The following is a 26,879-nucleotide window of genomic DNA, read 5'->3' as shown; positions in this document are numbered from 1 at the left end:
CGGCATGCATCTGGCCGGGGTGTAGTCGATGGTCAGTTGCTGGTGCAGCGGCGGAAGCTGCCGGTCGGGGAACGAGTGCGCGTAGATACCGCAGGTGGTCGGTCCGTCGGCGGTGACGACACGTACCTGCACGTAGGCGCCCTGGGCGCCGTGGGCCGGTTCCACCGCGACCACCGTCGCTGGCATCAGTACGCCGGCCGGTGGGGGCGGCTGGCGGTCATCGGTGATGCCTATCAGTATCAGCAAGCTGCACGGCAGCAGCAGCGACAGCGGAAGGGATGGCCAGACCCTTTGGACGAGTCCCGTTGGCCAAGAACGACGGCATGGCGTCAGGTTAGCCATCGAAATCAATGAGGTTGTCCTGGGCGGTGATGGCGCTGCCGGTCGGGGCGATCCCGTTGCGGTCAGCGTGATGACTCAGGGGCATCATGATGACTCAGGGACATCACGCACTTCGCTGCGAACGCCGCCAGTCAACCTTCGGAGCCGCCGGCGGCCTTGGGGTGGGCCTCCGGGAGACGTTCCACAAGCTTGGTGAGCGCGCCGTTGGCGAAGGTCGCGCCGAGCGCCGACCCGGCCCCGATGGTCCAGCCCACCGGCCCGAGCGGGGTGCAGCCGAAGAACTGGCTCACCCCGGGGGTCTGCACCACCACTACCAGGACTCCCAGTGACGCCGCAGTGGAGGCCAGCACGGCCGGGCTGGTGCCGCCGGCCAGGATGGTCTGCCCGAGTTGGGTGCCGACCAGGGAGACCAGGGCGACGGTGCCGGCCCGTTGACGGCGTCCGGTGTAGCGGGCCAACGTCCAGCCTGCTGTCGCGCCCAGCGTGGTGGCTGCCGCCCGCAGCCCGATCTCCCTGGTGAGGCTCTCGCCGAGCGCCGTGTCCGGGCCCTCCCGGAGCAGCGCGTCGGTGCGGTCCGACGCGGGTGGCCGGACTGCGATGGCCAGCGCCGGCGCCAGGTCGGTGAGCAGGTTGACAAGCAGGAGTTGTCGTCCGGTGAGCGCGGAGCGGCCGGTCGCGGCAGCGGTGAGCACACTGAACGCGATCTCGCCGAGGTTGCCGCCGACCAGGATGCTGAGCGCGTGCCGCACCGACGACCACATGGCCCGCCCTTCGATCAGGGTGGCGATGATGGTTTCCAGCCGGTCGTCGGTGACCACCAGGTCGGCTGCGGCGCGGGCGGCCGGGGTGCCCCGTTGACCGAGGGCGATGCCGACGTCGGCAAGCCGGATCGCCGGGGCGTCGTTGGCGCCGTCGCCGGTCATCGCCACGGTCCGCCCGCACTTCTGCAACGCCTGGATGATCCGCACCTTGTGTGCAGGGGTGCAGCGGGCCACCACGTCGGTGTTGGCCAACCGCTCGGCGAGCGCGTCGTCGTCGAGTTGGTCGAGTTCAGCGGCGGTGACCACCCGCTGTTCGTCGTGTTCACTGATGGTGGCGGCGATGGCCTCCGCGGTGGCCGGGTGATCACCAGTAATCATGATGGTGTGCACGCCGGCCTGCCGGATCCGGCGTACCGCAGGGGCTGCGCTCTCCCGGACACCGTCAGCGAGGGCCAGGAAACCCACGAAGGTCAGCCCTCGAACGTCGGAGTCGGTCACCTTCGGGTCGTTCACCGGGCACTCCGCGACGGCGAGGATCCGGTTTCCCGCACCGGCCCGGTCGGCGAGCATCCGCTCCAGCTCCGCGCGGCCGGCGTCGTCCAGCGGTTCCTGGCGACCGTCCATGCGTCGGGACGAACAGCGCGGCAGCACCGTCTCCGGAGCACCCTTGACGCTCAACAGCAGGTGACCGTCGGTCTGCCCGATACTGGCGTGGTAGCCGCGGGACGGCTCGAACGGCAGCCCTCCGGCGGCCCGCCACCCGGCGGCACCGGTCTGCTCCACCACCCCGGCCTCACCGGCGCCCCGCCGGACCGCCCGGTCGGTCTGCAACGCCAACTCCTCCGGATTCTTCGCGGCCGGGGTGGCCCGCAGCGCCGCGGCCAGCGTCATCCGGAGTCGGTCGTCCAACCGGTCCAGCGGGGCGTACCGGTCGCCGACGCTGTCGCCGACCCCGGCCAGCAGCAGCTTGCCCTCGGTGAGGGTGCCGGTCTTGTCGAAGCAGAGCACGTCCACCCGGCCCAGCGCCTCGATGGTGCGCGGGTTGCGGACCAACGCGCCGTGCTCGGCCAGCCGCCGGGCCGCGGCCAGCTGCGCCGCGCTGACCAGGAACGGCAGCCCCTCCGGCACGGACGCCACGGCGAGGTTCGCGGCGGTCGCCGCCGTTTCGGCAAGGGGTACGCCTCGAAGCAGGCCCGCGCCGGCCACCGCCACAGCGGAACCGGCCGCCAACGGGATGGCGGCGCTGGTCAACGCGCCGAGCCGAGCCTCCACCCCACTGGTGGGGGGTGCCTGCCGCACCAACGCCAGGCTGCGCCCGGCCTCGGTGTCGTTGCCGGTCGCCACCACCACTGCGGTGCCGTGCCCGGCGGCGACTGTGGTGCCCTCGTAGAGCATCGAGTGTCGGTCGGCGATGGCCGCGGCGACCACCGGTCGGTTGGACTTGGCGACCGGCAGCGACTCACCGGTCAGCGACGACTCGTCGGCCTCCAGGCCCACCGACTCGAGCACCCGGCAGTCGGCGGGCACCGAGTCGCCCGGTTCGAGGGCGATGACGTCCCCGAGGACCAGGTCTTCGGCGGCGAGAACCTGCTCGGCACCGTCCCGGCGGACCCGGGCGGTCACCGCCGACCGCGACAGCAGCTCCGCCAGCGACCTCTCCGTGTTGCGCTCGTGCACCGCCCCGATCAGGGCGGACCCACCGACCACGCTTCCCACCAGCGCGGCGTCGACAAGTGAGCCGAACGACGCGGAGAGCACCGCCCCGGCGGCCAGCACCGGCGTGAGCGGGTTGGACAACTCGTCCACGAAGGCACGCAGCAACCCACCACTTCCGGGTGCGGCGCCGCCGTTGTCACCGGAACTGTGGCGTCGGCGCTGCGCCTCGGCGCTGGCCAGGCCGTCCGGGGTGGAGCGCAGGTGGTCGAGCACGGTGCCGACCGGCATCAGGTGCCAGGCGGTTGCCACGGGCGCCGGGGTGTCCGACTGGTCGTGCAACCGGCGGGCCTGCCAGACCCCGTTGGCGAAGGCCAGCCCGGCCGCGCCGTTGACCGCGACGAGCGCCCGGTGCGGCAGCTGGGTCGGCGGGGCGGTGAACGCGCCAAGCGCCCCGAGACCGGTGCCGGCCATGGCCAGTCGGATGTTCTGCTGGGCCGTGCGCCGGGCCACCCCGGTCGCCTCGATCACCAGCGCCACCACCCGCAGGTCGGCACCGACCAGCAGGTGCGCGCCCCACGGCGGCAGTTCCTCCGGCGCGGCGAACCCGAGACCGCAGTCGGACGCGCCGAGTGCCTTCCGGTCCGCGGAAACCAGCATCACCACGGCGCCGTCGCGCTGCAACGCGCGTACCGACTCGGCCAACTGGTCCCCGCCGGGGAGCATCGCGTCGGCGAAGCCGTACCGCTGCTCGTCGCCGCCGGCGACGACCAGCCGCAGGCCGGCATGTCGGGCGGCGGAGGGCAGGCCGTCGACGCCCGGCGCGGGTTCCGGCTCGACCCGCAACAGGGCGGCGAGCCGGTCGCCGTGGGTGAGACCGAGGAGTTGGCCGCCAGCGGAGCGCAGCCGGGCAGCGTCCGGGATGTCCGAGTCGTTCGCCGGCATCCGGTCCAGCGGCCCGAGCCGCCAGCCGTCCGCCGTACGGGAAGCGGACGGGTCGTCCGGGTCGAACAACGCGAAGGCCCGCTCGGCCACCTGGTCGACGTCCGCGTCTGACGCCGGCGCCAGATCGGCCAGGACGCCCCGGTCCGAGCCGAGCACGGCGGCGTCGAGCACGAGCGTGTCGATCCGGTCCAGTTCGCGCAGCACACTCCGGTCCATCGCGATCACACCACGCCGCGCCAGCATCCGACCGAGCTGAGCCGCGTACCCCTCGCGGCCGCTGCCCGGCGCCTTCGGCAGCGCGGACAGGCCCAGCGCGGTGGCCCGCTTCGGCCCGGCGAACGGCACCGCCGCCGCACCGGCGGCCGCACCGGCGGCGAGCATGCGGTTGATGTACCGCTCGACCGGGCCGTCCGGCTTTGGCCGCGGACGTTCGACCACCGGCCAGCGGGCGGTGGCCCGTTCGGCATCGCCGGTCAGCCGTGGCTCGGCCTTCTCCCAGGCGGAGAGTTGGGCCCGATCCTCACCCCACTGCACGACCCGTTGGGCGCCGTCCAGGACGATGCCCGTCCAGCGGCCGGTCAAGCCCTGCACCACCGCCTCGGCCAGCGGAAACAGAATGTCGGCGCGCGGGTCGGAGCGCAGCCGTCTGCCGATGAACTCGTGCAGCTTCGGCTGAAGATCCACTGCGGAGAGCAGGCCAGCCACCTCGCCGGGCAGCGGCGCGAACGGGAGGATCCGGGTGGCCGCCGAGATGGTCAGGCCCAGGGCGTCCGAGGCGAGCGCGCCGAGGGTGCGCGGGGTGCGCGGCCCCTCCTCGGGTGGGTGCGGCGGCGGGATCTCCGGGTCGGGTTCGTGGTCGCAGGTCCGCTCGACGCGGTCGATGGTGGCGATCAGGTCGCGCAGCGTCGGCTCGGGGGTCTGGACGGCTACCACCACCCGGCCGGAGGGTGCGTTGACCCGGGCCCAGGCCACCCCGGGCATCTGCTCCAGCGCGCCCTCCACCTGACGGGCCAGCCGGTTCCCACCGTCTTGGCAGACACCGTGCACCTCGATGTGGTGCCGGCCCGGTCGGGACCAGACCCGACGGCGCGTCAGCCCGGCTGTCCGCGCCAGCCGGACCGCTGCCGAACCGACCGACCGGGACGCCTCGCCGACCAGGTGCGGCACGCCGAAGGACGGCAGGATGCGGCCGGCAGCGCGACCCGCCGCCGTCATCGAGGCGTACGGCTGGACGGGCGCCAGCCCGGCTCCCTGTTGCCGCTCGTCCTGACCTTGGCCATGTCGTCCTCCCACCGCACTCACGTCCGGCGGCCTGGCTTCCCGACCTGCCATCCGTTATGCCCCCTGAGTGGCGGAATTTTCCGCAGTCGCTGGCGCATGGACGGGATGGGCCGTGGAACCCGACGACCATCACCGGACATGGGGAGGCCGGCATGAGCACGCTGACGCGACATCTCAACGGTTCACGGGAGAACGTCACGATGTACAACCGGCGGGTGCAACTGCCGATGCTGGGTGAGGTGGCGGTGCCACCACCGGACAAGGTCGCCTACTACGCCGGGCTCGGGGTGCTCGCCGCGCTACAGGTCATCGAGTGGCCGATCGCTGTGGTGATCACCGCCGGTCACCTGCTGGCAGACCAGCATTTTTCCGGCCTGGTGCGCGGTGTCGGGGAGGCGCTGCAGGACGCCTGACGAGAGCCAGGTCACCGGACGGTTGACATGAATCAGGGTTGAGGTCGCATGCTCGGTCGATGCCGAGCACAGCCGTCACCGCCACACCCGCCGCACCGGGCCTCTTCGCACCGCGGCTGCGCGCGATGACGGTGGGCAGTGTCGCGCTGATCTCACTCCTCGCGTTCGAGGCGTTGGCGGTCGGTACGGCGATGCCGACCGTCGCGCGCAGCCTGGACGGGTTGGCGCTCTACGGGATCGCGTTCGGCGGTCCGTTCGCCACCGGTGTGCTGGCCATGGTGGTTTCCGGCATCTGGTGCGACGCGCGGGGTCCAAAAGGGCCGATGTGGCACGGCGTCGCCTGGTTCGTGGTCGGGTTGCTGATCGCCGGGACCGCCCCCGTGATGAGCGCGCTGGTCGTCGGGCGGGTCGTGCAGGGTTTCGGCTCCGGGCTGCTCTCGGTGGCGCTCTATGTGATCGTCGGGCAGGCGTACCCGCAGGAGCTGCACCGGCGGATCTTCGCGGCGTTCGCGGCGGCGTGGGTCGTACCGTCGCTGGTCGGGCCGGCGGTCGCCGGCCTGATCGTGCAGTACCTGGGCTGGCGGTGGGTCTTCCTGGCGGTGCCGGCGGTGGCAGTGCCGGCGGTGCTGCTGATCCACCCCGGCCTGCGGTCGCTGGGCCGAAGTGCGACAACGCGCCCGCCGACGGGTGCGGTGGCGCGGATCGGTTGGGCGTGCGGGGCCGCTGTGAGTGCCGCACTGCTGCACATCGGGGGACAGCAGCGCGGTGTCACAGCTCTGGGTCTTGTCGCGCTCGCCGTGGTCGGCCTGCTGGTCTGTGCCCCGCGACTGCTGCCGGCCGGGTTCCTCCGGGCCGCGCGCGGGTTGCCCACAGTGGTGGGGCTGCGTGGTCTGGCGTCGGCGGCCTTCGTCGGCGCTGAGGTGGTCATCCCGCTCATGCTCTCCCGGGAACGGGGCCTGTCGCCGACGGCGGCCGGTCTGGTCCTCACCGTCGGCGCGCTGGCGTGGTCGGCGGGCTCCTGGTTGCAGGGCCGGATCCCGGTGCCGGCGTCGCGGGCCAGCCTGCCGCGGGCCGGGCTGACCTGCATCACGGTCGGCACCGTCACTGTGGCGCTGGCCGTCCGGCCCGAGCTTCCGGTGACCGTCGCCGTGCTCGGTTGGGCGATCGCGGGTCTGGGCATGGGGCTGCTCTATCCGTCGTTGTCGGTGCTCACCTTGGAGCTGTCCGCACCGGGTGAGCAGGGCCGCAACAGCTCGTCACTGCAACTGAGCGACTCCCTCTTCGCGGCGACGGTGCTCGCGCTGACCGGGGCCGTGTTGGCGACCGGAAGTGCGCCCGGCCCGGCCAGCTACGCGACGACGTTGGTGGTGGCCGCAGGCCTGGCGCTGCTCGGGGCGCTGCTGGCCGGCCGGGTCGTGGTGGGCGGGGGTGCGCGACCGGCCGGGTGATCCGTGGATTCGGCCGCGTCCCACCCGCTCGTGCCGGAAGGATGGCGGGCGATGAACCTCCTGACCATTCTGCCGCTCGCCGTGGTCATGGTCGCCGGAACGCAGTTGGTGGTGGCGGTCTTCCTGGCGTCGTCGGATCGGCCCCGGGCGGCGTCGCTGGGCTTCCTCGCCGGTGCGGGGCTGGTGGTCGCCGCCGGGGTGACGGTGGCCTGGTTGTTGACCAAGCTGGTGGGTGGGGTGGCCGCCGACGCCAGCGCCGTCGCCGGGAAGGTCGATCGCGGCCCCGCCATCGACCTGGTGGTGCTGGCGCTGCTGGTGTGCCTGGCCGTGCTGATCTGGGTTCGCCGGGACCGCTCCGGGCCGCCGCGCTGGCTGGGGAGCATCGAGCATGCCGGTCCGTCGCGGGCGCTGCGGTTGGGTGCGCTGCTCTTCGTGGCGACGCCGACCGACGACCTGACCATGGCCACCGTCGGGGCGAGCGTGGCCCGACATGATCTGCCGTGGTGGCACCTGGTGCCGTTCGTGCTGCTCACAGTGCTCCTGCTCGCGCTGCCTCTGCTGGCGTTGCTGCTGCTGGGGAGCAGGGCCTCGCGGGTGCTGACCCGGATGCGGGAGTGGGCCGAAGGGCACGCCTGGATCGTCAACGAGATCGTGATCGCGTTCTTCGCGCTGCTCACAGTGGTGGACCTGATCCGGTCGGGGTGAGCCGCCGCCCAACCCCGTCACGGGATGCCACGCCGTTTCGTCAAGGTCAGATCGAGCGAGTGGGAGGACGAGATGAGGGTCCTGGTCACCGGGGCGTCCGGCAATCTGGGCCGTGCGGTGCTGGGCCGATTGCGCGACGACGGGATCAGCGGCCGCCAGCCGCCAGCCGCCCGCCGCCGACCACCTGGCCGACACGTACGGGGGAACCGGGCGGAAATGAGAGCAACAACGGTTCACGTTCGTCTTACCGTGACGCCATGTTCGCTGTCGTCACCACTGTGATCCTCTACGTCTTCGGCTTCGTCTTCCTCTACGGCGTGATCCGGCTGGGTGTCCGGCACGCGTTCGAGGATCTGGAGCTGCAACGGGCCAAGGCCCAGCGCGAGGAGGAGCTGGCGGCTGCCCGCGACCGCTCCTTCATGCGCGACAACGCGTTCCTCGCGGGCAGTTGAGCGCCGGATCGATCCGGCCCGGGCCGGTGGCGTCGCCGGGGGGCCGGGGAGCCGCTGGGCGGTTCAGCGTCGCGGATGCGAGGATCGCACCCGTGATGGGAACGCTGAAGACCGAACCGGCCCGCGCCCGCCTGGATCTGCTCGCCCCGCCGGTCGCCGAGGCAATCGCCCAGTGGCCGGCCGACGCGCCGGTGGACGTCAACGATGTGCTGGTCGCGCCGATCGACGCCGACCTCGCCGACACCGCGGCGTTCTGCGCGGCGTACGAGGTGGGGTTGGACGTGTCGGCCAACTGTGTAGTGGTGGCGGGCAAGCGTGAGGGCGTGGTCCGCTACGCGGCCTGCATCATCCTGGCCACCACCCGGGCCGACGTGAACGGGGTGGCCCGCCGGGCGTTGGACGTCCGCAAGGCGAGCTTCGCGCCGATGGACGACGCTGTCGAGTTGACCGGCATGGAGTACGGCGGCATCACCCCGATCGGGCTGCCGGCGCAGTGGCCGATCCTTGTGGACGCGCGGGTCATCGCCACACCGCACGTGATCGTCGGGTCCGGCGTACGGCACAGCAAGATAGCGCTGCCGGGGCCGGCGCTGGGCGCGCTGCCGGGAGCCCAGGTGGTGGAAGGGCTGGCCAGGCCGGCCTGACCAGGCATCGGCATCGATGTTGTTGCACGTGAAACATCGTGATCATCGATGCCGGACGCCCGGTCGTCGGTGACTCAGTGTGAGTGCGCTGCGGACTCGCGCTGCTCGACCTCGGTGAACGCGGCGAGCAACGTCTGCACCTCCTGCGCGCCGGAGACCGCGTACTTCCCGGCCAGCACGAAGGTCGGCACGCTGGTGATGCCCAGATCCCGGGCGGCGGCCAGACCGGCGGCGACGTCGGAGACGCGCTCGTCGGAGTCGAGGAACCGGCGCGCGTCGGCCGCGTCGAGACCGATCTCACCGGCCAGGGCGGCCAGAGCCTCCCGCGAGCCGACGTCGACCCCGTTGTTGAAGTGCGCCTGGTAGAGCGCCTCCACCATCTCGGCCGCCCTGCCCTGGTCGGTCGCCCAGGAGACCAGCCGGTGCGCGTCGAAGGTGTTGGCGATCACCGCGCGGTCGTAGTCGAGCCGCAGCCCATCGGCCGCGGCGACCTGGGTCACGTGGTCGACCATCTGCCGGGCGCGCTCCGGGCCGCCGAACTTGCCGGCCAGCGCCTGCACCAGTGGCAGGGGCTGCGGCACCGGCGACGGGTCGAGCTGGAACGGCCGGTAGCGGACCGTCACCTCGCCCTCGTAACTGGCGAGGGCCTCGTCCAGGCGGCGCTTGCCGATGTAGCACCACGGGCAGATGACGTCCGCGTAGATCTCGATCTCCATGATCGGTGGCAACCTCACTGTCAGGCGAGTTGTTCCCGGATCTGCCGCTTGAGGCGGCCCAGGATCGCCGTGCCGCCACGGATCCGCAGCGGGCTGATCGCCTGGGCCAGCCCCATCCGCTGGTAGAGGTCGTCCGGCACGGCCAGCACCTGCTCGGCGCTCGCCCCCGCCAGCCCTTCGGCGAGGATTCCGGCGAACGCCCGGGTGGTGGGTGCCTCCGGCGGGCAGTCGAAGAGCGTCTCCACAGTGCCTTCCGGGGTCACCCGGGCGCGCAGGAAGAACGCCGTCTGACACTCGGGCACCTGTTCCATGCCCTCGCGCTCCGCGGTGCCATCCGGTAGCGCCGGGAGGACGTCCGCGTACTCCAGGAGCAGCTCCAGAACCAGATCGGGCGGCGCGGTGGCGAATTCGTCGACGATCTCGGCCAGTCGGGCCGGCATGTCAGCCATGCGTCGAGGCTACCGCCGTCGTGCCGGGGCCCCTGTCACACGGTGGGTGACTGCTCGCTGATCTCGCTGAGCGCGCTGGTGGGGTCGAGCTGCATGGCCAGGTCACCGAGCGAGACGATCCCCACCAGCTTGCGGTCACTGTCACAGACCAGCACCCGTCGGATGCCCCGATCCCGCATCAGCGCCGCCGCCTCACCCGCAGTGCAGTGCTGCTCGATCATGACGACCTCGCGGGTGACGATCGAGCCGATGGTGGTGGCCGCGGGGGAGCTGTTCTCCGCCACGGCCCGCACCACGATGTCGCGGTCGGTGAGCATGCCGGCGAGGCTGGCGCCGTCGGTGACCACCACATCACCGATGTCGGCCTCCTTCATCACCCTGGCCGCCTCGTCCAGGGTGGTCTCGGCCGGCAGGTACACGACCTGCTTGGTCATCACGTCACTGACCCGGTAACCGGTCATGAGAGCCTCCGAAGACGTTTCCACCCGATCAGACAGCACTACCCAGTGACGCGGCAGCTACACCAGGCTCGCACGAACCTGGCGTACCTCGTGGACGAGTCGATCCACCAGACCGTCCAACGGCAGCTCGGTGCGCCCGTCGCCGGCCCGCTCGCGCAGCTCGACGTACCCCTCGGCGAGCCGGCGGCCGATGACGACGGCCCGGGGGATGCCGATCAGCTCGGCGTCGGTGAACTTGACCCCGGCCGAGACGTGCGTGCGGTCGTCGACAAGCACCCGCAGGCCGGCGGCGGCGAGACGCCCGCCGAGCTCCAGCGCCGCGTCGAGCTGCGGGCCCTTGCCCGCAACCACCAGGTGTACGTCACACGGCGCGACCGCCGCCGGCCAGACCAGTCCCCGGTCGTCGTGGTGCTGCTCGGCCACGGCCGCCACCGCCCGGGAAACCCCGATGCCGTAGCAGCCCATCGTCGGTCGCACCGGCTTGCCGGCCGGCCCGAGCACGTCGACAGCGAAGGCGTCGGTGAAGCGGCGGCCGAGCTGGAAGATGTGCCCGATCTCGATGCCCCGCCGGATGGTCAGCTCGCCCGCCTCGCACCCCGGGCAGGGGTCGCCGGCGCGGACGTCGGCCGCCTCGATGGTGCCGTCGGGTGTGAAGTCCCGTCCGCACACCACGTCGGTCGCGTGTCGGCCCGGCTCGTTAGCCCCGGTCAGCCAGGCAGACCCGGCCACCACCCGAGGGTCGACCAGGTAGCGGATGCCCAGCTTGTCGAGCAGTTGCGGGCCGATGTAGCCACGAACCAGCTCCGGATGCTCGGCCCACTCCTCGAAGACGGTCACCTGCGCGGGGTGCAGTGCGGCACCGACCCGCTTCAGGTCGACCTCCCGGTCACCGGGCAGCCCGACGACCAGGAGCTCGGCTCGATCGGCACCCGGCTGACGAACTGACAACACGACGTTCTTCAGGGTGTCGGCGGCGGTCCAGCCGTCCCGACCGCCCAACCGTCGCACGTTGGCCAACGCCACCAAGCTGGCGATCGTCGGAGTCTCCGGAGTGTCGTGCACCTCGACGGCGGGCTGCGTGCTCGGGTCGCCGACGCTCGGCACCCGGGTGGCCACCGCCTCGGTGTTCGCCGCGAAATCGCAGGAGGTGCAGCCGACGAAGGTGTCCTCGCCGACCGGCGTCGCCGCCAGGAACTCCTCCGACGCGGAGCCGCCCATCGCGCCGGACATCGCCTGCACCACCGTGTAGTCCAGCCCCAACCGGTCGAAGATCCGCCGGTACGCGGCGCGATGCCGCCCGTACGCCTCCCGCAGCCCCGTGTCGTCGAGGTCGAAGGAGTACGCGTCCTTCATCAGGAACTCCCGGCCGCGCAGCAACCCGGCCCGAGGCCGCGCCTCGTCGCGGAACTTCGTCTGCACCTGGAACAGCGTCACCGGGAAGTCCCGGTACGAGGCGAACAGGTCCTTGACCAGCAGCGCCGCCATCTCCTCGTGGGTGGGCGCCAACAGGTGCTCGGCACCGCGCCGGTCGGCGAGGGTGAAGATGTCGTCGCCGTACTCCGTCCACCGGCCACTCGTGCGGTACGGCTCGGCGGGCAGCAGCGCCGGGAAGTGCACCTCCTGGTCGCCGATCGCCACCAGTTCGGCGCGGACGACCTCAGTGATCCGATCAAGCACCAGCTTGCCCAGCGGCAGCCAGGTGTAGCCGCCCGGTGCGGCACGACGGATGTAGCCGGCGCGCAGCAGCAGCCGATGGCTCGGCACCTCCGCGTCGGCCGGATCCTCGCGCAGGGTCCGCAGCAACAGGGTCGACATGCGTAGCAGCATCCGCGCAGCCTACGGCCGGTGCGGCAGGATGAGCGATCCATTTCGATCCGAGCCGGACCCGATGCCGGCAACCATCGGCACCGTTGCTGGCGTCTGCAAGGACACCAAGTCCTCGTACCCCGACCTGAAGGATTGGCCCGTGTGGACCCTCTGCTGAGTGAGTTCGACTCGTTCGTCCGTACCCGCACGCCAGCGTTGCTGCGCTCGGCCTACCTGCTCACCGGCGACCAGCACCTGGCCGAGGACCTCGTCCAGTCGGCCCTGGCCCGGACCCACCGCTCCTGGAACAGCCTGCATCACAGCGGCAACGCCGAGGCGTACACCCGCAAGACCATGTACCACCTACAGGTGTCCTGGTGGCGTCGGCGCCGGGTACCCGAGTCGATGCCGGGCGACCTGCCCGAGCCACGCGGAGGCGACTCGGCCCCGGACCACGCCCACCAGACCAGTCTGCGGCTCACCCTGCGGGCGGCACTGGCGAAGCTCTCCCCGAAGCAACGTGCCGTGCTGGTGCTGCGGTTCTTCGAGGACCGCACCGAGGCGGAGGCGGCGGACCTGCTCGGCGTCACGATCGGCACCGTGAAGAGCCAGACGGCCAAGTCATTGGCCAGGCTGCGCACCGTCGCACCCGAACTCGCCGAGCTGTACGTCCTGGAAGGGAGTACCCGATGAACGACCAGCGCCTCCGGCTCGACTTGACCGCCCTGGCCGACGAGGTCACCTCGGTCGACCTGCGGGACCGGACCCTGCGTACGTCCCGCCGGCTCGGCATCCAACGGGCGGTGGCCACGTCGGCAGCCGCGCTGTTGCTGATCGCCGCGGCGGCCGGTACCGCCTTCGCCATCCGACCGGACCAGTCCCCGACCCCGCTGCCGGCCGACACCCCGTCGGTCACCGCGACTCCGACGCCGTCGGCGTCCCCCACCCCGACGCCCTCCACCAGCGCCGGCGACACCCCCGGCGCCCCACCCAGCGGCGGGACGGGCACGAACACACCGTCCGTGCAGTTCGGCAAGCTCTTCTACGGCCCCGCCGAAATAGCCGAGGCCACGACCGCGAACCTACGGTCCTGGCGCCCCGGCGGCAGTACGACACGGCTTCTCGCACTGCCCGATATCGCGTTCAGGGGCAAGATGAGCGTCTCGTCGGACGGCCACCGGGTGGCTTGGGCAGAGGACAACAACGACCTTGTCGTCGCCGACGCCGACGGCTCGAACAAGCAGAAGATCCGCTCGAATGTCAGTGCGTATTGCGTCGGTGCGGCCTGGTCGCCGGACCGGCGGCAGTTGCTGTTCCGCGAGTTGGCAGAACGGGGTGGACCCGGTCGGTTCGGCATGCTGGACATGCGTTCGGCGGAAAAGACCGTGCGGTGGTGGACCACTGAATTCGAAGATTTCGAGGCATGCAATGCCGTCTGGTCGGCGGACGGTGAGACCATCGCCATGACCATCGACTACGGGGTCACGCTCTACGGCACGGACGGCACGAAGAGGCGAGTCGTCCCCGGCTTCTCCGAAGACGGGTGGCAGACCGACGACGTCGTCAGTCTCTCCCCGGATGGCTCGCTGGTCGCGCTGCTGCGGCACAAGCCGGATGGGGATCCCGGCGACGGGGCTCGCGATCTGCGGGTCAACGTGGTGCTGGACACGCGTACTGGCAAGCAGGTCTCGTTGCCGTTGGGTGGGCGCACCCTGCACCAGGTCTACTTCCAGTCGGACGGCTCGATGGTCGTGCGGGTAGAGGCCGGCAGCGGGTACGCGGTGCTGCTGGTCGACGGGGACGGCAAGAAGGTTTCCGAGACCGCCGAGCCGGCGAGTCTGAAGGACGAGCAGATCCTGGCGGTCGTCGACTGACGATCAGTGCGAGTTGGGCGGGTCACCTTCGGGTGGCCCGCCCTTTCCGCGTCTGCGCACCGCCGGTCAGTCGGTGTTGATCACGGTCGGTGAACTGCGGAAAAGGTTGCCGGTGCGAGCGGATCCGACTGTCAGGTAGTAGCGCACCGCGGCGGCAACTCGCCACGGCCGGGCGCTCGTCTTGGGTGGTGTCAGGCACCGTAAGCCTCCGCAAAGGATGAACACGATGAACTCCGGCCCGTTCACCCACACCACCCGTCCCGCCTCGGTCCGTCGTTCCGGTGCGCTCGCCGGTACGGCTGCCCTGCTGCTCCTGGCATTTGGTGCGGCGGCCTGCGGTACCGCCGATCCGAAGACCGCGCCCGCTCCGGCCGAATCGGCCACCGCCGCCGCTCCCGCGAACGGCGACACCTCGGCCGCCGGCACGGGCGGCACCGGCGGCACTCCCGGCGCCCCACCCAGCGGCGGGTCCAGCACGAACACCCCGTCCGTGCGGATCGGAAAGCTCTTCTACGGCCCCGCCAGGAACCCCGTCGGCGAGAACGGGAATCTGCGGTCATGGCGTCCGGGTGAGAGCCCGGTGCGACTCATGGAGCTGCCGCACACAGCAGCGATCCTCAATGTGAACGTGTCGCCGGATGGCCGCCGGGTGGCCTGGTCGGGCGAGGATGCCGAGGACAGCGGCGACCTCTACATCGCCAACGTCGACGGGTCGAACAAGCAGAAGATGCGCTCGGAGGTGGATCCGTACTGCGTCACTCCGGCCTGGTCCCCAGACGGGCGGCAGTTGCTGTTCCGCGTGGATTTGCCAGGCGGTGGTCATGGCCGGTTCGGGTTATTGGATACGCGCTCCGAGAAGAGGACGGTGCGCTGGTGGCGCACCGAACCTTCGGCCTGCCATGCCGTCTGGTCGGCGGACGGTAAGACCATCGCCATGACCACCGATGTCGGGGTCACGGTCGATGCCGGGGTCGTGCTCTACGGCACGGACGGCACGAAGAAGCGAGCCATCCCCGGCTTCTCCCGCGACGGTTGGCACAGCAACGACATCGCTAGTCTCTCCCCGGACGGCTCCCGGATCGCCCTGCTGCGGATGAAACTCGGTGAGGACGACGGCAACCTCGCGCGTGATCTGCGGGCCAACGTGGTGCTGGACACCCGTACGGGCAAGCAGGTCTCGTTGCCGTTGGGTGGGCGCACCCTGCACCAGGTCTACTTCCAGTCGGACGGCTCGATGGTCGTGCGGGTAGAGGCCGGCAGCGGGTACGCGGTGCTGCTGGTCGACGGGGACGGCAAGAAGGTTTCCGAGACCGCCGAGCCGGCGAGTCTGAAGGACGAGCAGATCCTGGCGGTCGTCGACTGACGATCAGTGCGAGTTGGGCGGGTCACCTTCGGGTGGCCCGCCCTTTCCGCGTCTGCGCACCGCCGGTCAGTCGGTGTTGATCACGGTCGGTGAACTGCGGAAAAGGTTGCCGGTGCGAGCGGATCCGACTGTCAGGTAGTAGCGCGCCGCGGCGGCAACTCGCCATGGCCGGGCGCTCGTCTTGGTTGGTGTCAGGCACCGCAAGCCTCCACAAAGGGTGCAGCGAGCGGTTCCGCAACTACCGGCTCGACGCGGTCAGCGGGGCCGTCACCGAGCTGGCGCCGTTGGACCCGGCGTGGAAGCAGCCGACCGGGCACGGCGAAGCCATCGACGGTGTCGTCCTGGCCGACGGCGGCTTGGTGGTGCAGGTCAATGCGGCGACACCGGCCGACGGCGCGCCGGCGTACCGGCTGGTCCGCTACGCCGCCAGCGGCCGGGTGCTGGCCACCGCGTCGGTGCCTGCCGGCCAGCCGTGGGGTGGTCTGCTGGGCTGAACTCCCGGTGCAGCGTCACCGGGTACGAGGGACCGGCCACTCACGGGGGTGGCCGGTCCCGCCCGTCGTTTGTGCAATGACCTCCGACACGTAGTGGATTCGGGGCGGTGCCGGGCGTTGCCGCGGTGACAGACTGGTCGCCGCAGGCAACGAGTGGCGTGAGGGAGGCGCGGGTGCGCTGGCGCAGTTTTGTCGCGGTCGGGGACAGCTTCACCGAGGGTATGGACGACGCGTACCCGGACGGGACCTTCCGGGGCTGGGCGGACCTGGTGGCGACCCGGCTCGCCGCCGACGCGGGGCCCAACTTCCGGTACGCGAACCTGGCCATCCGCGGCCGGCTCTTCCCCAGCGTGGTCGCCGAGCAGGTGCCCTCCGCCGTGGCGATGAAGCCGGACCTGATCAGTTTCGCGGCCGGCGGCAACGATGTGCTGCGGCGCACCTTCGACCCGGACACGCTTGTCGCCCGCTTCGACGAGGTGGTTCGGCAACTGCGCTCGGGTGGCGCGGACGTCCTCCTTTTCCGGTTCGCGGACGTGATGGCCCGACTCCCCGGCCAACGCCTCGTCGCCCCCCGGGTGCAGCTGCTCAACCAGGCGGTCGGTGAGACCGCCGAGCGGCACGGCGCCATCATGGTCGACCTGTACGCGGACGACACGTTCCTCAACCCCATGCTCTGGAGCACCGACCGGCTGCACCTCTCCCCGGCCGGGCATCGCCGGGTCGCCGGGCAGGTGTTGAACGCCCTCGGGGTTGGTTGCGACGAGGAGTGGCTGATGGTCCCGCCGCACCCGTCGCCGTCGCCGTGGTTGGCCGCCCGCGCTTCCGACCTGCGGTGGGCCGGTCAGTACCTCGCCCCCTGGGTGAAGCGGAGGTTGACCGGCCGGTCGTCCGGCGACACTGTGACGGCGAAGCGCCCGCAACTCGGCCCGCTCGTCGACTGAGCATGATCACCCTGCACACCGCGGCCCTGCTGCGCCGCGACCGGGACGGCGAGTCGTTGCCCGACCACGCCGTGCTGGTCAGTGGTGACCGGATCGAGGCCGTCGGCCCGCTGGCCGAGCTGAGTTCGGCGTACGCCAACGCCCGGGTTCGCCGCTGGCCCGGCACGCTGGGGCCGGGTTTGCTGCACGACGGTCCGCTGCCTCCCGCGCCGACGCCGCGTGAGCGGGTGCACGCGCTGCTGCGTACCGGGGTGACGGCGGTGCTGGCGGAACACCTCGCCGACCCCGCCCTGCGGACCGCCGCCGACAAGACCGATTTGCTGGTGCTGTCCACAGCCGTGCCGCCGGTGCTGCTCCCGGGCGGGCGCGCCGACCTGGCGGTCCACGATGCCGGCGGCGACTGCCTGGTGACAGTGGTCGCCGGTCGGATCGGTCACCGCCGCGCCTGACCGCGCAGCACGGGCCGCAGCGGTTTGAACCGCGGCCCACCGGCGTGCCCGAGCGGCTCGCTCACGCCCGTCGGCGGCGTTTCGGATCAGGAAATCCGAGTCCACGTGCGCGTGGTGCCAGAACCGGTACCGATGATCGCCGCGGCCGCCATGCTGACGACCACGGTGTCGTCCGGCAGTACCTCGATCGAGGGCTCATGCGGGCTGTCGGTGCCCGTTAGGGTCGCAGCACGCAGCTCGGGCGCGTCAACGTAGCGGCCTTCGACCCAGAACCCGAAGCCGCCGAACGCCCCAGTGACGGCAAGGATTCCGCCGTTCATCGCGGCAGCGGTGCGAGTGTCGTCGGGTAACCCAGGTCCCGGCTCCCACCGGTCTCCGGCAAGGCGCCACACGTTCTTGAGACTGGCCGTGCCGAACTCGGACTCGGCGACGGTGGTCAGCCAGGCGTCGCGGCCGTCCGGTGAGACCATCAGCTGGTGCGCCCCCTCGATGGCCGGCAGCAGTCGCCAGGTCGCCGCCTTGTCGGCACTGACCAGGACAGAGAGCTTGTCCCTCTCGCGTACCGACAGCCAGAGTCGCCCGTCACCCCCCTCGATCAACCCAACGGTGCTCTCCTGAGCGAGGGCCACCGGGGGCTGCGGCCGGACCGCGCCCGAGCCGACTCGCTCTAGCTGCCGTCGTTTGCAATTCACGCCCGGCACCCCGCCTGTCGATGGGCATCGAATGGCAAATCCGCTGGCCGTGGCTTTTGCCTGCTGGGTCACAGGTGGTGGTGAGCTCAACGGGTAGGTCGTGAACGTCGTCCCTCCGTCGGTGGTCACGTAATAGCCGTCATCCATGACCACCGTGAGCGTGCGGTCGTCCAGCGGAAGCAGGTATGAGCCGGGGCGCTGGGTTGGGGGGCGTCCGGACATGGTCCAGACGATGCCGCCGTCGGTGGTCCGGGCGAAGGTGAGTCGGCAGTCGAGGCCCTCCGGCGGCGCGGTGGTACCGCAGGTGTCAAAGAGCGCCCATCCGTGCTGGGCGTTGACGAAGCTGAGGTCGACCAACACGCCGACCCCCTGCGGGAGGCCGATCTTCCGCTCAACGAGCCTCGGGTCGGCCGACTCGGCGGGAGCGGGTTCCTGGCGGTCGACATCCCGTCCAGCGACAGCGAACGCGCCGGCCGGGCCGGCCAGCAGGATCGCGGCGACGCCAGCCAGCAGACCTCGGCGGCGACGTCGGCGGTCGCGTACCCGCCGCTGGGCGTCGGGAGTGCCGGGGGGTCGGAGAGTGGTTCTAGTATCCGCCTCGAAATCGGCGAACATCTCCTCCAGAGCGACGTTACGCACGGTTGGCCTCCTGCCGCTCGGTGAAGTACGTGGCCAGTGCCGCCCGTCCCCGGGACAACCAGGAGCGAACGGTGCCTTCCGGAACGCCCAACTGGCCGGCGATCTCCGCGACGCTCAGGTGCGCGAGGTGGTACAGCACGACTGCGCGCCGCTGGACGGTCGGCAGGGTGGCCAATGCTCGGGTCAGCGCCACCCGGTCGGGTTCCGGTCCGGGTATGTGCTCTGCCCGCTGCCTGGCCAGATGATTGATGGCGGTCCGCAGTCGGCGCAGCCGGCTCGTGGCGAGATTCCAGGCCACCCGGCGCACCCAGCCGGAGGGGTCGCCGTAGCCGCTGATCCGATCCCACCGCTCCAGCACCCGGCAGAACGCCTCCTGAGTGAGGTCCTGCGCCTCGGCGTGGTCGCCGAGGTAGGCATAGAGCTGCACCGCGATCCGGTGGAAGTGCGCCTGATAGAAGTCGGTGAAGTCCAGCGGTGGCGGGACGACCCGAGGCGGTGCGGTCCGGTGCCGTTGGGTCATGTCGATCCTCAGAGGTCGGCGGGTCTCGCCGCTGTCACGTGTGAAGCGTCGCATCCGCTGCGCCCGATCGCCGATGGTCAGTCGGAGGGCAGTGTTGCGGCGTACCTTGGGGATCATGTCTGTGCCGAACGATCCCGATCCCCGCCTCCAGTCGTACGCGGACCCGCAGCGGCTGGTCACCACCGAGTGGCTGGCCGAGCATCTGGGCGACGAGGGCCTCGTCGTCGTCGAGTCCGACGAGGACGTGCTGCTCTACGAATCCGGTCACATTCCCGGTGCAGTCAAGGTCGACTGGCACCTGGAGCTGAACGATCAGGTGACCCGGGACTACCTGGACGCCAAGAGCTTCGCCGAGATGTGTGCCGCGAAGGGCATCGGCCGGGGCGACACGATCGTCTTCTACGGCGACAATTTCAACTGGTGGGCCGCGTACGCCCTCTGGGTCTTCACGCTCTTCGGTCACGCCGATGTCCGACTGCTCGACGGTGGCCGGCAGAAGTGGATCGCCGAGGGACGCGAGGTGACCCGCGACAAGCCGGCTCGCCCGCGCGCCGACTATCCGGTGCCGCTGCGCGACGACGCGCCGCTGCGGGCCTTCCGTGAGCAGGTCATGGCGCACGTCGCCTCCGGCCGGCCACTCGTCGACGTCCGGTCGCCGGGTGAGTACACCGGCGAGATGCTGCACATGCCGGACTACCCGCAGGAGGGTGCGCTGCGCGGTGGACACATCCCGGGCGCGCTCAGCAAGCCGTGGAAGTCCGCCGCCAACGAGGACGGCACGTTCAAGTCCGCCGACGAGCTGAAGGCGATCTACGCCGACCAGCTCGGGCTGAGCCCGGACGACGACGTGATCGCGTACTGCCGGATCGGTGAACGGTCCAGCCACACCTGGTTCGTGCTGCGGCACCTGTTGGGCTACCCGCAGGTGCGCAACTACGACGGCTCGTGGACGGAGTGGGGCAACCTGGTCCGGGCACCAGTCGTCAAGGGCGACCAGCCCGGCGGCCTGGCAGTCTGACCAGATCCTCGATCACCTTGAGAACCTTGTCAGCCGGCGAGTGCGAACACGCCGCGCAGGTCGCCGACGATGCCGGTGATCTCGCCGGTCTCCGGGTGCCAGCGGGCGAGGGCGGCCGGTTCCAGTCGGAGTAGCACCGCGCCCTTGTTGTCCCAGCCCAGCACCTCGCAGCAGCCCTTGCCGCGCTCCCGGCCCAGGTCGAGCAGGTGGAGCACGGCGCCGGTCCGCGCGTCCAGCACTGCCGCCCCCTCGGCGCCGTCGATCTCGCTGCTGGTGATCCAGGCCGCCCGCGCCAGGCGCTCGCCGTGCAGCCAGCCCCGGCCGTAGAACTCGTTGACCTGATAGGGCGAGGGCAGCGCCGAGGTGTTTACCGGCTGTTCGGAGCGGAGTTCGCCCTCCCGGGCGGTCCGGCTGCGTAGTTTCAGGCTGGTCCGTTCGCCGTAGACGTCGATCAACGGGGCCTCGCGGCCGGCGGCCGGGTCGGGTGCGATCAACTCCCAGGTCGACACGTCGATCGTGCTGGCCGCCCCGGTGACACGGTCCACCGCGTACGTCCGGTCGTCGCCTCCGACCAGTACCCGGTCGTGGGCCCACACCACCAACTCCAGGTAGCCGTCGAGCGGTATCCGGCGGACCGCCGCCGTGGTGAGGTCGATCATGATCAGCTCTTTGGTCTGCGCGAACGCTGCCGACCGGCCGTCCGGCGACAGCACTCCCGGCTTCAGCGCAGGCGCCTCGTTACCGCCCGCGTCCCGGGTCGGTGCCAGCGTCACCACATCCAGACTGCGCACCACGCCGTCGTTGCCGAGCACCCGCACCGGGCCGTCGGCGTGATACTCCTCGTCAACCGGCTGGAACAGCGCCAGTGCCTGCTGGACCGGTCGCTCGGAGAGCGGCACTGTCGCCGGGTCGCCGAGCTTGGCCAACGGATCGGGCGGGTAGGTCAGCTCGGCGGGCGGTTTCTGCACTGGACCCGCGTGGGAGGGGTCGACGGTCGGGGTGACAGTGGGGCCGACCGGAGGGGCCGGCGCCGGGTCGGTGGGCGGTCGCAGCGCCGCCACCGTGCCGCCACCGACCAGCACCACGGCCAGGGCGACCACTGCGACGGCCCGCCGGGTACGCCGGGTACGCCGCGCCCGATCCCATCCGGCGGTGGCCGGCTGGCTGGGGAGCACGTCCTCGACGCTGACGGTCAGCAGCCGACGCAAGTCCTGCTCGTTCACGGGTTCACCTCCAGGCCGCTGGCCAGATCGGCCGAGCCTCGGCTCGGCCGGGCATCGCGGGCGAGGTCCGGGGCGACCTCGCGGAGTCGGCGCAGCGCCGCATGGCACTGGCTCTTCACGGTGCCGACCGTCACCCCGAGCGCCTCGGCGGTGGCGACCTCGGTCAGGTCCTCGTAGTAGCGCAACACCAGCACGGCCCGCTGGCGCGGTGGCAGCAGGCCCAGCGCGTCGTGCATCGTCAGCCGTAACGCGCCGTCACGGTCGTGGGCCACCTGGTCCGGCGGTGCGGCGCTGAGCCATTCCCGCCGTCGGCGACGCCACCACGACACCGAGTCGCGGTAGAGGATGGCCCGCACGTACGCGGAGGGGTCGCCGTCGCGGACCGAGGACCAGCGCAGCGCCAGCTTGAGCAGCGCGTCCTGGAGGAGGTCTTCGGCCTGATGCCGGTTGCCACAGATCAGGTAGGCCGCGCGGAGTAGCCGGTGCTGGTGGTTCTCCACGAAGGCGAGGTAGCCGTCGCGTCCGTCGTCCCTCGTCGGCGCCATCCGCCCCCCTCCCGGCCGTCGTGCTGTACGCGTCACCTGGCAGACGCACGGGAGGCGGCAAAAGGTTGGGTCAGCTCGGCGGCGTTCCGGTCAGATAGCGCTGAAGCGTCGGCGCGATCCAGGCGACCATCTCGTCCGGCGTGGTGTCCACCATGGGCGGCAGGCGGACGATGTACCGGGTGAAGGCGAGGCCGAGGATCTGACTGGCCACCAGGCCGGCCCGTCGGGCGGTCAGCGTCGGGTCGCTGCCGAACGTGGCAACGGCGGCGGTGAGCTGGTCGGCGAAGATGCCGCGCATGCGTTCGGCAGCGCCGGGGTTGGTGCTGGCGGCCCGCAGCAGTGCCACCAGGGTCTCGTCGCCCTCCCAGCGGGCGAGGAAGTGCCGGACCAGCACCTCACCGAGTCGAGCGGGCGGCACCGAGGTCAGGTCGGGCAGGCGTAGGTCGAACTCGGCCGCCGCCGCGAAGAGCCCTTCCTTGCTGCCGTAGTAGCGCATCACCATCGACGGGTCGATCTGGGCGTCGGCGGCGATGGCCCGGATCGTGGCGCGCTCGTAGCCGTCCGCGGCGAACCGTTCCCGGGCCGCTCGCAGGATCGCCGCCCGGGTGGCGTCGGAGCGGCGGGGCTGGGTCGACTGCGCGGACGGCGTCATGCCAACGACCGTAGGCCAACAAGTGTTGACACGCAATCCAGGTGGCCCTAGCGTTGCCAACACATGTTTGCCAACAGGTGTTGGCAACGGTTTCTGGAGGTGGCCATGCTGCCCACGAGCACCGACGTCCTGGTGGTGGGCGCCGGCCCCACCGGTCTCGCCACCGCGTTGACGCTGGCCCGGCGCGGGGTCGAGGTGACGGTGCTGGACCGGATGGCCGCGCCGCCGACGACCTCCCGCGCCGCTGTCGTGCACGCGTACACCCTGGAGGTGCTGGACCGGATCGACGCCGCGGCGCCGCTGATCGCCCAGGCGGTGCGGACGCCGCGCTTCACGGTGCGCGACCGGGACCGGGTGCTGCTGTCCGTGCCGTTCCACGAGCTGCCATCCCGCTTCCCCTACGCGCTGCTGGTCTCCCAGGCGGTCACCGAGGCCGTGCTCACCGAGAAGTTGGCGGAACTCGGTGTCCAGGTACGACGGCCGTGCAAGCTCACCGGGCTGAGCCAGGCCGGTGACGGCATGCTCGCGCAGGTCGACGACGAGGCGCTGCGGGCCCGGTTCGTGGTTGGTGCGGACGGCCTGCACAGCACGGTCCGGCAGTTGGCCGGCATCGGCTTCACCGGCGACAGCGACGAGGAGTCCTTCGTGCTCGCCGACGTGCGGGTGCGCAGCGTGCTGCCCCGCGACGAGGCGGCGCTCTTCCTCGCCCGCCCCGGGCCGCTGGTCTGGGCACCACTGCCCGGCGGGGTGGTCCGGCTGGTCGCCGCCGTGGCGAGCGCCCCGGCTGAACCGGACGCGGCCTACCTCCAGGCGCTGCTCGACGAGCGCGGCCCGGCGCGACGACCCGACCGGGTGACCGAGGTGCTCTGGGGCTCCCGGTTCCGGGTGCACCACCGGATCGCCGACACCTTCCGGGCCGGGCCGGTGCTGCTGGCCGGCGACGCGGGGCACGTGCACAGCCCGGCCGGTGGGCAGGGCATGAACCTCGGAATCTGCGACGCGGTAGCGCTCGGCACCGCAGTGGCGGACGTGCTCGACGGTGGCCCAGAGACGCTGCTCGACGACTACACCGCCCGGCAGCGGCCGATGGCCGAGGACGTGCTGAGCTTCGCCGCCGGGCTGACCAGGATGGCCGCTGTCTCCCCGGCTCGTCGGCCCGCCCGCGACGTGCTGCTCCGGCTGCTCGGTGCCGTCCCACCGGCCCGCCGACGCATCGCGCTGCGCCTGTCCGGGCTGTCGCACCGGGAGCGGACGCCGGGCTAGCCCGCGCGGCTCGACACAGCGGGCGTGGCCGGTCGCAGCGTCCGCCACGCGGCGACGGTGACCAGCGCGAACGTCGCCGCCGCCGCGCCCGCCACCGGCGTTGTGCCGTACGCTGCGGCGGCCAATCCGGCGAGCGCCGCCCCGAGCGGTGCGGTAAGCAGACCGACCATCCGCTGGGCCGCACCGACCCGGCCCAGCAACTCGCTCGGGACGTGCCGCTGCCCGTACGACGCCCACAGGCTGTTCCACACCACGGTGCCGCCGGCGAAGACGGCCAGCGCGATCCCGCCCGACACCGGATGCCGAGCCAGCGCGAAGCCGGTCAGCGCCACTGTCTCCACGGCCAGCACCGCACGCAGCGCCGGCACCGTGCCGAGCCGGGCGGCGAGCCGCCCCGCCCCGAGCGCCCCCGCCACGCCCCCGACGATGGCGGCGGCGGCGAACAGCCCGTACCCGGCCGGCGGCACCCGGAGCACGTCCAGCGCGTAGAGCACCAGCACCGCCATGATTCCGCTGATCGCCAGGTTGCTCGCGGCGGTGAGCAGCGTGACCCGCCACAGGGTCCGGTGCGCCAGCAGCCAACGCAGCCCCTCGACGATCTCGCTCCACACCGAGCCGCGCCGTCGCGCCGTCGCTGTGGTGATGGCGGGACGCGGACTGAGGGCCAGCACGAGCACTGCGGCCGCCGCGAAGGTCACGGCGTCGAGGGCGAACGGGACGGCCGGGGCGACGGCGAACAGGACACCGGCGGCGGGCGCCCCGAGGAAGCCACCGGCCACCGCCGACCCCGCCTGGAGCCGGCCGTTCGCCCGGGGCAGCGCGTCCGCCGGCACCAACGCGGGGAGCAGCGCGAACGACGCGGAGTCGAAGAGAGTGCCCAACGTGGCGAGCAGGAACGCCGCCACCAGCAGCACCAGCACGCTGACCCGGTTGAGCGCGACCACCACCGCCAGCGCGGCAACCACGCCCGCGCGTACCCCGTCGACCAGCGCCATCGTCCGACGGCGGTCCCAGCGGTCCGCGTACACGCCGCCGAGTAGGCCGAAGAGCAGCGGCGGCAACTGCCCGGCCACTGTGACCGCCGCGATGATCCGCGGATCGCGGGTCACCGTCGCGGCCAGCAGGGCCAGTGCCGGGGTACGCAGCGCGTCCCCGAACCGGGACGAGACGGCCGCGGACCACAGGAGCCGGAAGTCCCGGCCCAGAGCGGAGGAAGTCATGCCGGCGACCGTGCCGGTTCGACCGGGTCGAGGGTCAAGCCGCCGGGGCTAAAGGGGACCGCGCCTGTCGGTGATCATCGGTACGGTGAGCGCCGGCATCGGGACCGGGGAGACAACAGGCGTGGATCACACTTTCCAGGTCGACCTACGTGGCGTGGTTGACCTGCTCAGTCATCACCTCTACGGCAGCCCGCGGGTCTACGTCCGCGAGCTGCTCCAGAACGCGGTGGACGCGATCACCGCCCGACGCAGGACCGAGCCGGACGCGCCGGCGCTGGTACGCATCGAACCCCCGGACAGCACCGGCGACGGCACGCTACGGGTGCACGACACCGGCATCGGCCTGACCGAGGCGCAGGTGCACGAGCTGTTGGCCACCATCGGCCGCAGCTCGAAGCGCGACGAGCTTGGTTTCTCCCGGCACGAGTTCCTCGGTCAGTTCGGCATCGGTCTGCTCTCCTGCTTCCTGGTGGCCGACGAGATCCAGGTGCTCACCCGGCACGGCGACAACCCCACTGTTCGCTGGACCGGGTACGCCGACGGCCGCTACGCGGTCACGGTGGCCCCGCCGGAGGCCGTCCGAGCCGAGCCGGGCACCACTGTCACGCTGGTGCCCCGCCGCGACGCCGACCAGTGGTTCACCACGGCTACCGTCACCGACCTGGCCCGGCTCTTCGGCGCGCTGCTGCCGGTCACCGTCCGCGTCGGCGACGTCGTCACCACCACCGGGGAGCCGCCCTGGCCGACCACGCCGGGTGCGCCACTGGACCGCGCGGCGCTGATCCGGTACGCCCGGGAGACGCTCGGCGTGGACCCGTTCGACGTCCTGCCGCTGGCCGTGCCGGAGGCCGGGCTGACCGGTGTCGCCGTCATCCTGCCGACGCCGGTGAACCCGGCGGCCCGGGCCGGGCACCGCGTCTACCTCAAGCGGATGCTGCTCACCGAGAACGCCGACGGGCTGCTGCCGGAGTGGGCGTTCTTCGCGCACTGTGTGGTGGACGCGACCGAGCTGCGCCCGACCGCCAGCCGGGAGGCCCTCTACGAGGACACCCTGCTGACGGCGACCCGGGAGGCGCTCGGCGACCAGGTGCGTGGCTGGCTGGTCCGGTTGGCCCGGCACGACCCGCACCGGCTGGCCGAGTTCCTCCAGGTGCACCACCTCGGGGTGAAGGCCCTGGCGCTGCACGACGACGAGATGCTCCGGCTGGTCGACAAGTGGTGGCCGATGGACACCAACGTCGGCACGCTCACCCTCGCCGAGTTCCGCGAACGCCACGGCGTGGTCCGCTACGCGGCCAGCCTCGACGAGTTCCGCCAGCTCGCCGCGGTGGCCGCCGCGCAGGACCTGGCGGTGGTCAACGCCGGCTACACGTACGACACCGAACTGATCGAGCGGCTGCCGGTGGTGGACCGCTCGGTGCTCATCGAGCGGCTGGAGCCGAGCGACCTCACCACCCGGTTCGACGCGCTCGACCCGCCTGTGGAGATGGCGCTGCGGCCGTTCCTCGCGGCGGCGCAGCGGGCCGTCGAGCGGTCCGGCTGCGAGGTGGTCATCCGGGCGTACGACCCGGTCTCGCTGCCCGCGCTCTACCTGGTCAGCCGGTCGGCGGCGTTCAACGACCAGCTCGCCGCCAGCCGGGACCGGGCCGACGAGCTGTGGGGTGGAGTGCTCGACGCGCTCGCCGCCACCGCCCCGCCGGACCGCCCGCAGTTGGTGCTCAACCACCGCAACCCGCTGGTCCGGCGGGTGACCATGCTGAGCGACCCGGAGCTGGTCGGTCTGGCCATCGAGGCGCTGTACGGGCAGGCGCTGCTGCTCGGCCACCATCCGATCCGCGCCGCCGACGCGGCGTTGCTGAACGATTCCTTCCTCGGCCTGCTCGGCCGGGCTGTCCCGGGACGGGAGTGAG

Annotated in this window: 24 protein-coding genes and 1 pseudogene; 14 read left to right on the top strand and 11 right to left on the bottom strand. The window is 71.7% G+C overall.

The window, feature by feature from the left end:
* Positions 1 to 473: 473 nt before the first annotated feature.
* Entirely contained in the window at positions 474 to 4,916 is a 4,443-nt protein-coding gene (locus AB0C20_RS03335) for an HAD-IC family P-type ATPase (protein ID WP_357567222.1), read from the bottom strand.
* 162 nt (positions 4,917 to 5,078) lie between these two features.
* Here AB0C20_RS03335 and AB0C20_RS03330 point away from each other — a divergent pair.
* The 5 genes and pseudogenes from AB0C20_RS03330 (at position 5,079) to AB0C20_RS03310 (ending at position 8,644) form a co-directional block, all read left to right on the top strand.
* A pseudogene (locus tag AB0C20_RS03330) lies at positions 5,079 to 5,395 on the top strand (hypothetical protein).
* A 59-nt stretch (positions 5,396 to 5,454) separates the two neighbouring features.
* Positions 5,455 to 6,843, top strand: a complete 1,389-nt coding sequence (locus tag AB0C20_RS03325) for an MFS transporter (protein WP_357178751.1) — start codon at positions 5,455 to 5,457, stop codon at positions 6,841 to 6,843.
* Between the two features lie 51 nt (positions 6,844 to 6,894).
* Entirely contained in the window at positions 6,895 to 7,548 is a 654-nt protein-coding gene (locus AB0C20_RS03320; RefSeq protein WP_357178754.1) for a GAP family protein, read from the top strand.
* 257 nt (positions 7,549 to 7,805) lie between these two features.
* Positions 7,806 to 8,000: a hypothetical protein gene (locus tag AB0C20_RS03315; protein WP_030331904.1), complete on the top strand. Its 195-nt coding sequence runs from the start codon at positions 7,806 to 7,808 to the stop codon at positions 7,998 to 8,000.
* A 95-nt stretch (positions 8,001 to 8,095) separates the two neighbouring features.
* Positions 8,096 to 8,644, top strand: coding sequence for a YbaK/EbsC family protein (locus AB0C20_RS03310; RefSeq protein ID WP_357567204.1), 549 nt, complete (start codon positions 8,096 to 8,098; stop codon positions 8,642 to 8,644).
* 74 nt (positions 8,645 to 8,718) lie between these two features.
* Here AB0C20_RS03310 and AB0C20_RS03305 read toward each other — a convergent pair whose 3' ends face one another.
* The 4 genes from AB0C20_RS03305 to AB0C20_RS03290 are packed head-to-tail and all read right to left on the bottom strand — an operon-like array spanning position 8,719 to position 12,097.
* Positions 8,719 to 9,360: a DsbA family oxidoreductase gene (locus tag AB0C20_RS03305; protein WP_357567202.1), complete on the bottom strand. Its 642-nt coding sequence runs from the start codon at positions 9,358 to 9,360 to the stop codon at positions 8,719 to 8,721.
* A gap of 20 nt (positions 9,361 to 9,380) precedes the next feature.
* Positions 9,381 to 9,809, bottom strand: coding sequence for a SufE family protein (locus tag AB0C20_RS03300; protein WP_357567200.1), 429 nt, complete (start codon positions 9,807 to 9,809; stop codon positions 9,381 to 9,383).
* Between the two features lie 35 nt (positions 9,810 to 9,844).
* Complete coding sequence (locus AB0C20_RS03295) at positions 9,845 to 10,270, bottom strand: CBS domain-containing protein (protein WP_030487636.1); 426 nt, start codon at positions 10,268 to 10,270, stop codon at positions 9,845 to 9,847.
* Between the two features lie 57 nt (positions 10,271 to 10,327).
* Complete coding sequence (locus AB0C20_RS03290; RefSeq protein ID WP_357567199.1) at positions 10,328 to 12,097, bottom strand: proline--tRNA ligase; 1,770 nt, start codon at positions 12,095 to 12,097, stop codon at positions 10,328 to 10,330.
* Positions 12,098 to 12,238: 141 nt separating this feature from the next.
* Between AB0C20_RS03290 and AB0C20_RS03285 the strand changes: the two genes are divergently transcribed.
* The 6 genes from AB0C20_RS03285 (at position 12,239) to AB0C20_RS03260 (ending at position 17,197) form a co-directional block, all read left to right on the top strand.
* Positions 12,239 to 12,769, top strand: a complete 531-nt coding sequence (locus AB0C20_RS03285; protein WP_112726603.1) for a SigE family RNA polymerase sigma factor — start codon at positions 12,239 to 12,241, stop codon at positions 12,767 to 12,769.
* The gene (locus AB0C20_RS03280) at positions 12,766 to 13,950 is read left to right on the top strand and encodes a hypothetical protein (protein ID WP_357567198.1); all 1,185 of its coding nucleotides are present in this window, start codon (positions 12,766 to 12,768) and stop codon (positions 13,948 to 13,950) included. The genes AB0C20_RS03285 and AB0C20_RS03280 overlap by 4 nt, the downstream gene beginning before the upstream one ends.
* A gap of 226 nt (positions 13,951 to 14,176) precedes the next feature.
* Positions 14,177 to 15,313 (top strand): hypothetical protein, encoded by a 1,137-nt coding sequence (locus tag AB0C20_RS03275; protein WP_357567197.1) that lies wholly within the window; start codon positions 14,177 to 14,179, stop codon positions 15,311 to 15,313.
* A gap of 188 nt (positions 15,314 to 15,501) precedes the next feature.
* Positions 15,502 to 15,807: a hypothetical protein gene (locus tag AB0C20_RS03270; protein WP_357567196.1), complete on the top strand. Its 306-nt coding sequence runs from the start codon at positions 15,502 to 15,504 to the stop codon at positions 15,805 to 15,807.
* Between the two features lie 173 nt (positions 15,808 to 15,980).
* The gene (locus AB0C20_RS03265; RefSeq protein ID WP_357567195.1) at positions 15,981 to 16,748 is read left to right on the top strand and encodes an SGNH/GDSL hydrolase family protein; all 768 of its coding nucleotides are present in this window, start codon (positions 15,981 to 15,983) and stop codon (positions 16,746 to 16,748) included.
* Between the two features lie 2 nt (positions 16,749 to 16,750).
* The gene (locus tag AB0C20_RS03260; protein ID WP_357567194.1) at positions 16,751 to 17,197 is read left to right on the top strand and encodes a hypothetical protein; all 447 of its coding nucleotides are present in this window, start codon (positions 16,751 to 16,753) and stop codon (positions 17,195 to 17,197) included.
* An 86-nt stretch (positions 17,198 to 17,283) separates the two neighbouring features.
* On the opposite strand, the gene AB0C20_RS03255 is transcribed toward AB0C20_RS03260, so the two are convergent.
* Positions 17,284 to 18,528 (bottom strand): hypothetical protein, encoded by a 1,245-nt coding sequence (locus AB0C20_RS03255; RefSeq protein ID WP_357567193.1) that lies wholly within the window; start codon positions 18,526 to 18,528, stop codon positions 17,284 to 17,286.
* A complete protein-coding gene (locus AB0C20_RS03250) occupies positions 18,521 to 19,048 on the bottom strand; it encodes a SigE family RNA polymerase sigma factor (RefSeq protein WP_357567191.1) in 528 nt (175 codons plus the stop codon). The genes AB0C20_RS03255 and AB0C20_RS03250 overlap by 8 nt, the downstream gene beginning before the upstream one ends.
* A gap of 115 nt (positions 19,049 to 19,163) precedes the next feature.
* Between AB0C20_RS03250 and AB0C20_RS03245 the strand changes: the two genes are divergently transcribed.
* Complete coding sequence (locus AB0C20_RS03245; RefSeq protein WP_357567189.1) at positions 19,164 to 20,066, top strand: sulfurtransferase; 903 nt, start codon at positions 19,164 to 19,166, stop codon at positions 20,064 to 20,066.
* 29 nt (positions 20,067 to 20,095) lie between these two features.
* Here AB0C20_RS03245 and AB0C20_RS03240 read toward each other — a convergent pair whose 3' ends face one another.
* The 3 genes from AB0C20_RS03240 to AB0C20_RS03230 all read right to left on the bottom strand — a co-directional run bounded on the left by AB0C20_RS03240 (position 20,096) and on the right by AB0C20_RS03230 (position 22,486).
* Positions 20,096 to 21,289: a hypothetical protein gene (locus tag AB0C20_RS03240; protein ID WP_357567187.1), complete on the bottom strand. Its 1,194-nt coding sequence runs from the start codon at positions 21,287 to 21,289 to the stop codon at positions 20,096 to 20,098.
* Entirely contained in the window at positions 21,286 to 21,834 is a 549-nt protein-coding gene (locus AB0C20_RS03235; protein WP_357178782.1) for a SigE family RNA polymerase sigma factor, read from the bottom strand. Before AB0C20_RS03235 ends, AB0C20_RS03240 begins: the two co-directional genes overlap by 4 nt.
* Positions 21,835 to 21,904: 70 nt before the next feature.
* A complete protein-coding gene (locus AB0C20_RS03230; RefSeq protein ID WP_357178785.1) occupies positions 21,905 to 22,486 on the bottom strand; it encodes a TetR family transcriptional regulator in 582 nt (193 codons plus the stop codon).
* A 105-nt stretch (positions 22,487 to 22,591) separates the two neighbouring features.
* Here AB0C20_RS03230 and AB0C20_RS03225 point away from each other — a divergent pair, with 105 nt between their 5' ends.
* Positions 22,592 to 23,749 (top strand): FAD-dependent oxidoreductase, encoded by a 1,158-nt coding sequence (locus tag AB0C20_RS03225; RefSeq protein ID WP_357178788.1) that lies wholly within the window; start codon positions 22,592 to 22,594, stop codon positions 23,747 to 23,749.
* On the opposite strand, the gene AB0C20_RS03220 is transcribed toward AB0C20_RS03225, so the two are convergent.
* Positions 23,746 to 24,969, bottom strand: coding sequence for an MFS transporter (locus AB0C20_RS03220; protein ID WP_357567186.1), 1,224 nt, complete (start codon positions 24,967 to 24,969; stop codon positions 23,746 to 23,748). The genes AB0C20_RS03225 and AB0C20_RS03220 overlap by 4 nt on opposite strands.
* A 121-nt stretch (positions 24,970 to 25,090) precedes the next feature.
* Between AB0C20_RS03220 and AB0C20_RS03215 the strand changes: the two genes are divergently transcribed.
* Positions 25,091 to 26,878 carry an HSP90 family protein gene (locus AB0C20_RS03215; protein ID WP_357567185.1) on the top strand — a complete coding sequence of 596 codons (1,788 nt, stop codon included), beginning with the start codon at positions 25,091 to 25,093 and terminating at the stop codon, positions 26,876 to 26,878.
* The last annotated feature ends 1 nt before the right edge of the window (position 26,879 follow it).

The sequence above is a fragment of the Micromonospora sp. NPDC048843 genome (assembly GCF_040649965.1).
Classification (GTDB): domain Bacteria; phylum Actinomycetota; class Actinomycetes; order Mycobacteriales; family Micromonosporaceae; genus Micromonospora; species Micromonospora hortensis.
Note: the sequence above shows the minus strand (reverse complement) of the source record. Positions and strands in the feature narration are given on the sequence as shown.

Coding starts and splice junctions, on each gene's coding strand:
- AB0C20_RS03335 (WP_357567222.1), bottom strand. CDS start 4,916: ATGACGGCGGCGGGTCGCGCTGCCGGCCGCATCCTGCCGTCCTTCGGC.
- AB0C20_RS03325 (WP_357178751.1), top strand. CDS start 5,455: ATGCCGAGCACAGCCGTCACCGCCACACCCGCCGCACCGGGCCTCTTC.
- AB0C20_RS03320 (WP_357178754.1), top strand. CDS start 6,895: ATGAACCTCCTGACCATTCTGCCGCTCGCCGTGGTCATGGTCGCCGGA.
- AB0C20_RS03315 (WP_030331904.1), top strand. CDS start 7,806: ATGTTCGCTGTCGTCACCACTGTGATCCTCTACGTCTTCGGCTTCGTC.
- AB0C20_RS03310 (WP_357567204.1), top strand. CDS start 8,096: ATGGGAACGCTGAAGACCGAACCGGCCCGCGCCCGCCTGGATCTGCTC.
- AB0C20_RS03305 (WP_357567202.1), bottom strand. CDS start 9,360: ATGGAGATCGAGATCTACGCGGACGTCATCTGCCCGTGGTGCTACATC.
- AB0C20_RS03300 (WP_357567200.1), bottom strand. CDS start 9,809: ATGGCTGACATGCCGGCCCGACTGGCCGAGATCGTCGACGAATTCGCC.
- AB0C20_RS03295 (WP_030487636.1), bottom strand. CDS start 10,270: ATGACCGGTTACCGGGTCAGTGACGTGATGACCAAGCAGGTCGTGTAC.
- AB0C20_RS03290 (WP_357567199.1), bottom strand. CDS start 12,097: ATGCTGCTACGCATGTCGACCCTGTTGCTGCGGACCCTGCGCGAGGAT.
- AB0C20_RS03280 (WP_357567198.1), top strand. CDS start 12,766: ATGAACGACCAGCGCCTCCGGCTCGACTTGACCGCCCTGGCCGACGAG.
- AB0C20_RS03275 (WP_357567197.1), top strand. CDS start 14,177: ATGAACTCCGGCCCGTTCACCCACACCACCCGTCCCGCCTCGGTCCGT.
- AB0C20_RS03260 (WP_357567194.1), top strand. CDS start 16,751: ATGATCACCCTGCACACCGCGGCCCTGCTGCGCCGCGACCGGGACGGC.
- AB0C20_RS03250 (WP_357567191.1), bottom strand. CDS start 19,048: ATGACCCAACGGCACCGGACCGCACCGCCTCGGGTCGTCCCGCCACCG.
- AB0C20_RS03245 (WP_357567189.1), top strand. CDS start 19,164: ATGTCTGTGCCGAACGATCCCGATCCCCGCCTCCAGTCGTACGCGGAC.
- AB0C20_RS03235 (WP_357178782.1), bottom strand. CDS start 21,834: ATGGCGCCGACGAGGGACGACGGACGCGACGGCTACCTCGCCTTCGTG.
- AB0C20_RS03230 (WP_357178785.1), bottom strand. CDS start 22,486: ATGACGCCGTCCGCGCAGTCGACCCAGCCCCGCCGCTCCGACGCCACC.
- AB0C20_RS03225 (WP_357178788.1), top strand. CDS start 22,592: ATGCTGCCCACGAGCACCGACGTCCTGGTGGTGGGCGCCGGCCCCACC.
- AB0C20_RS03220 (WP_357567186.1), bottom strand. CDS start 24,969: ATGACTTCCTCCGCTCTGGGCCGGGACTTCCGGCTCCTGTGGTCCGCG.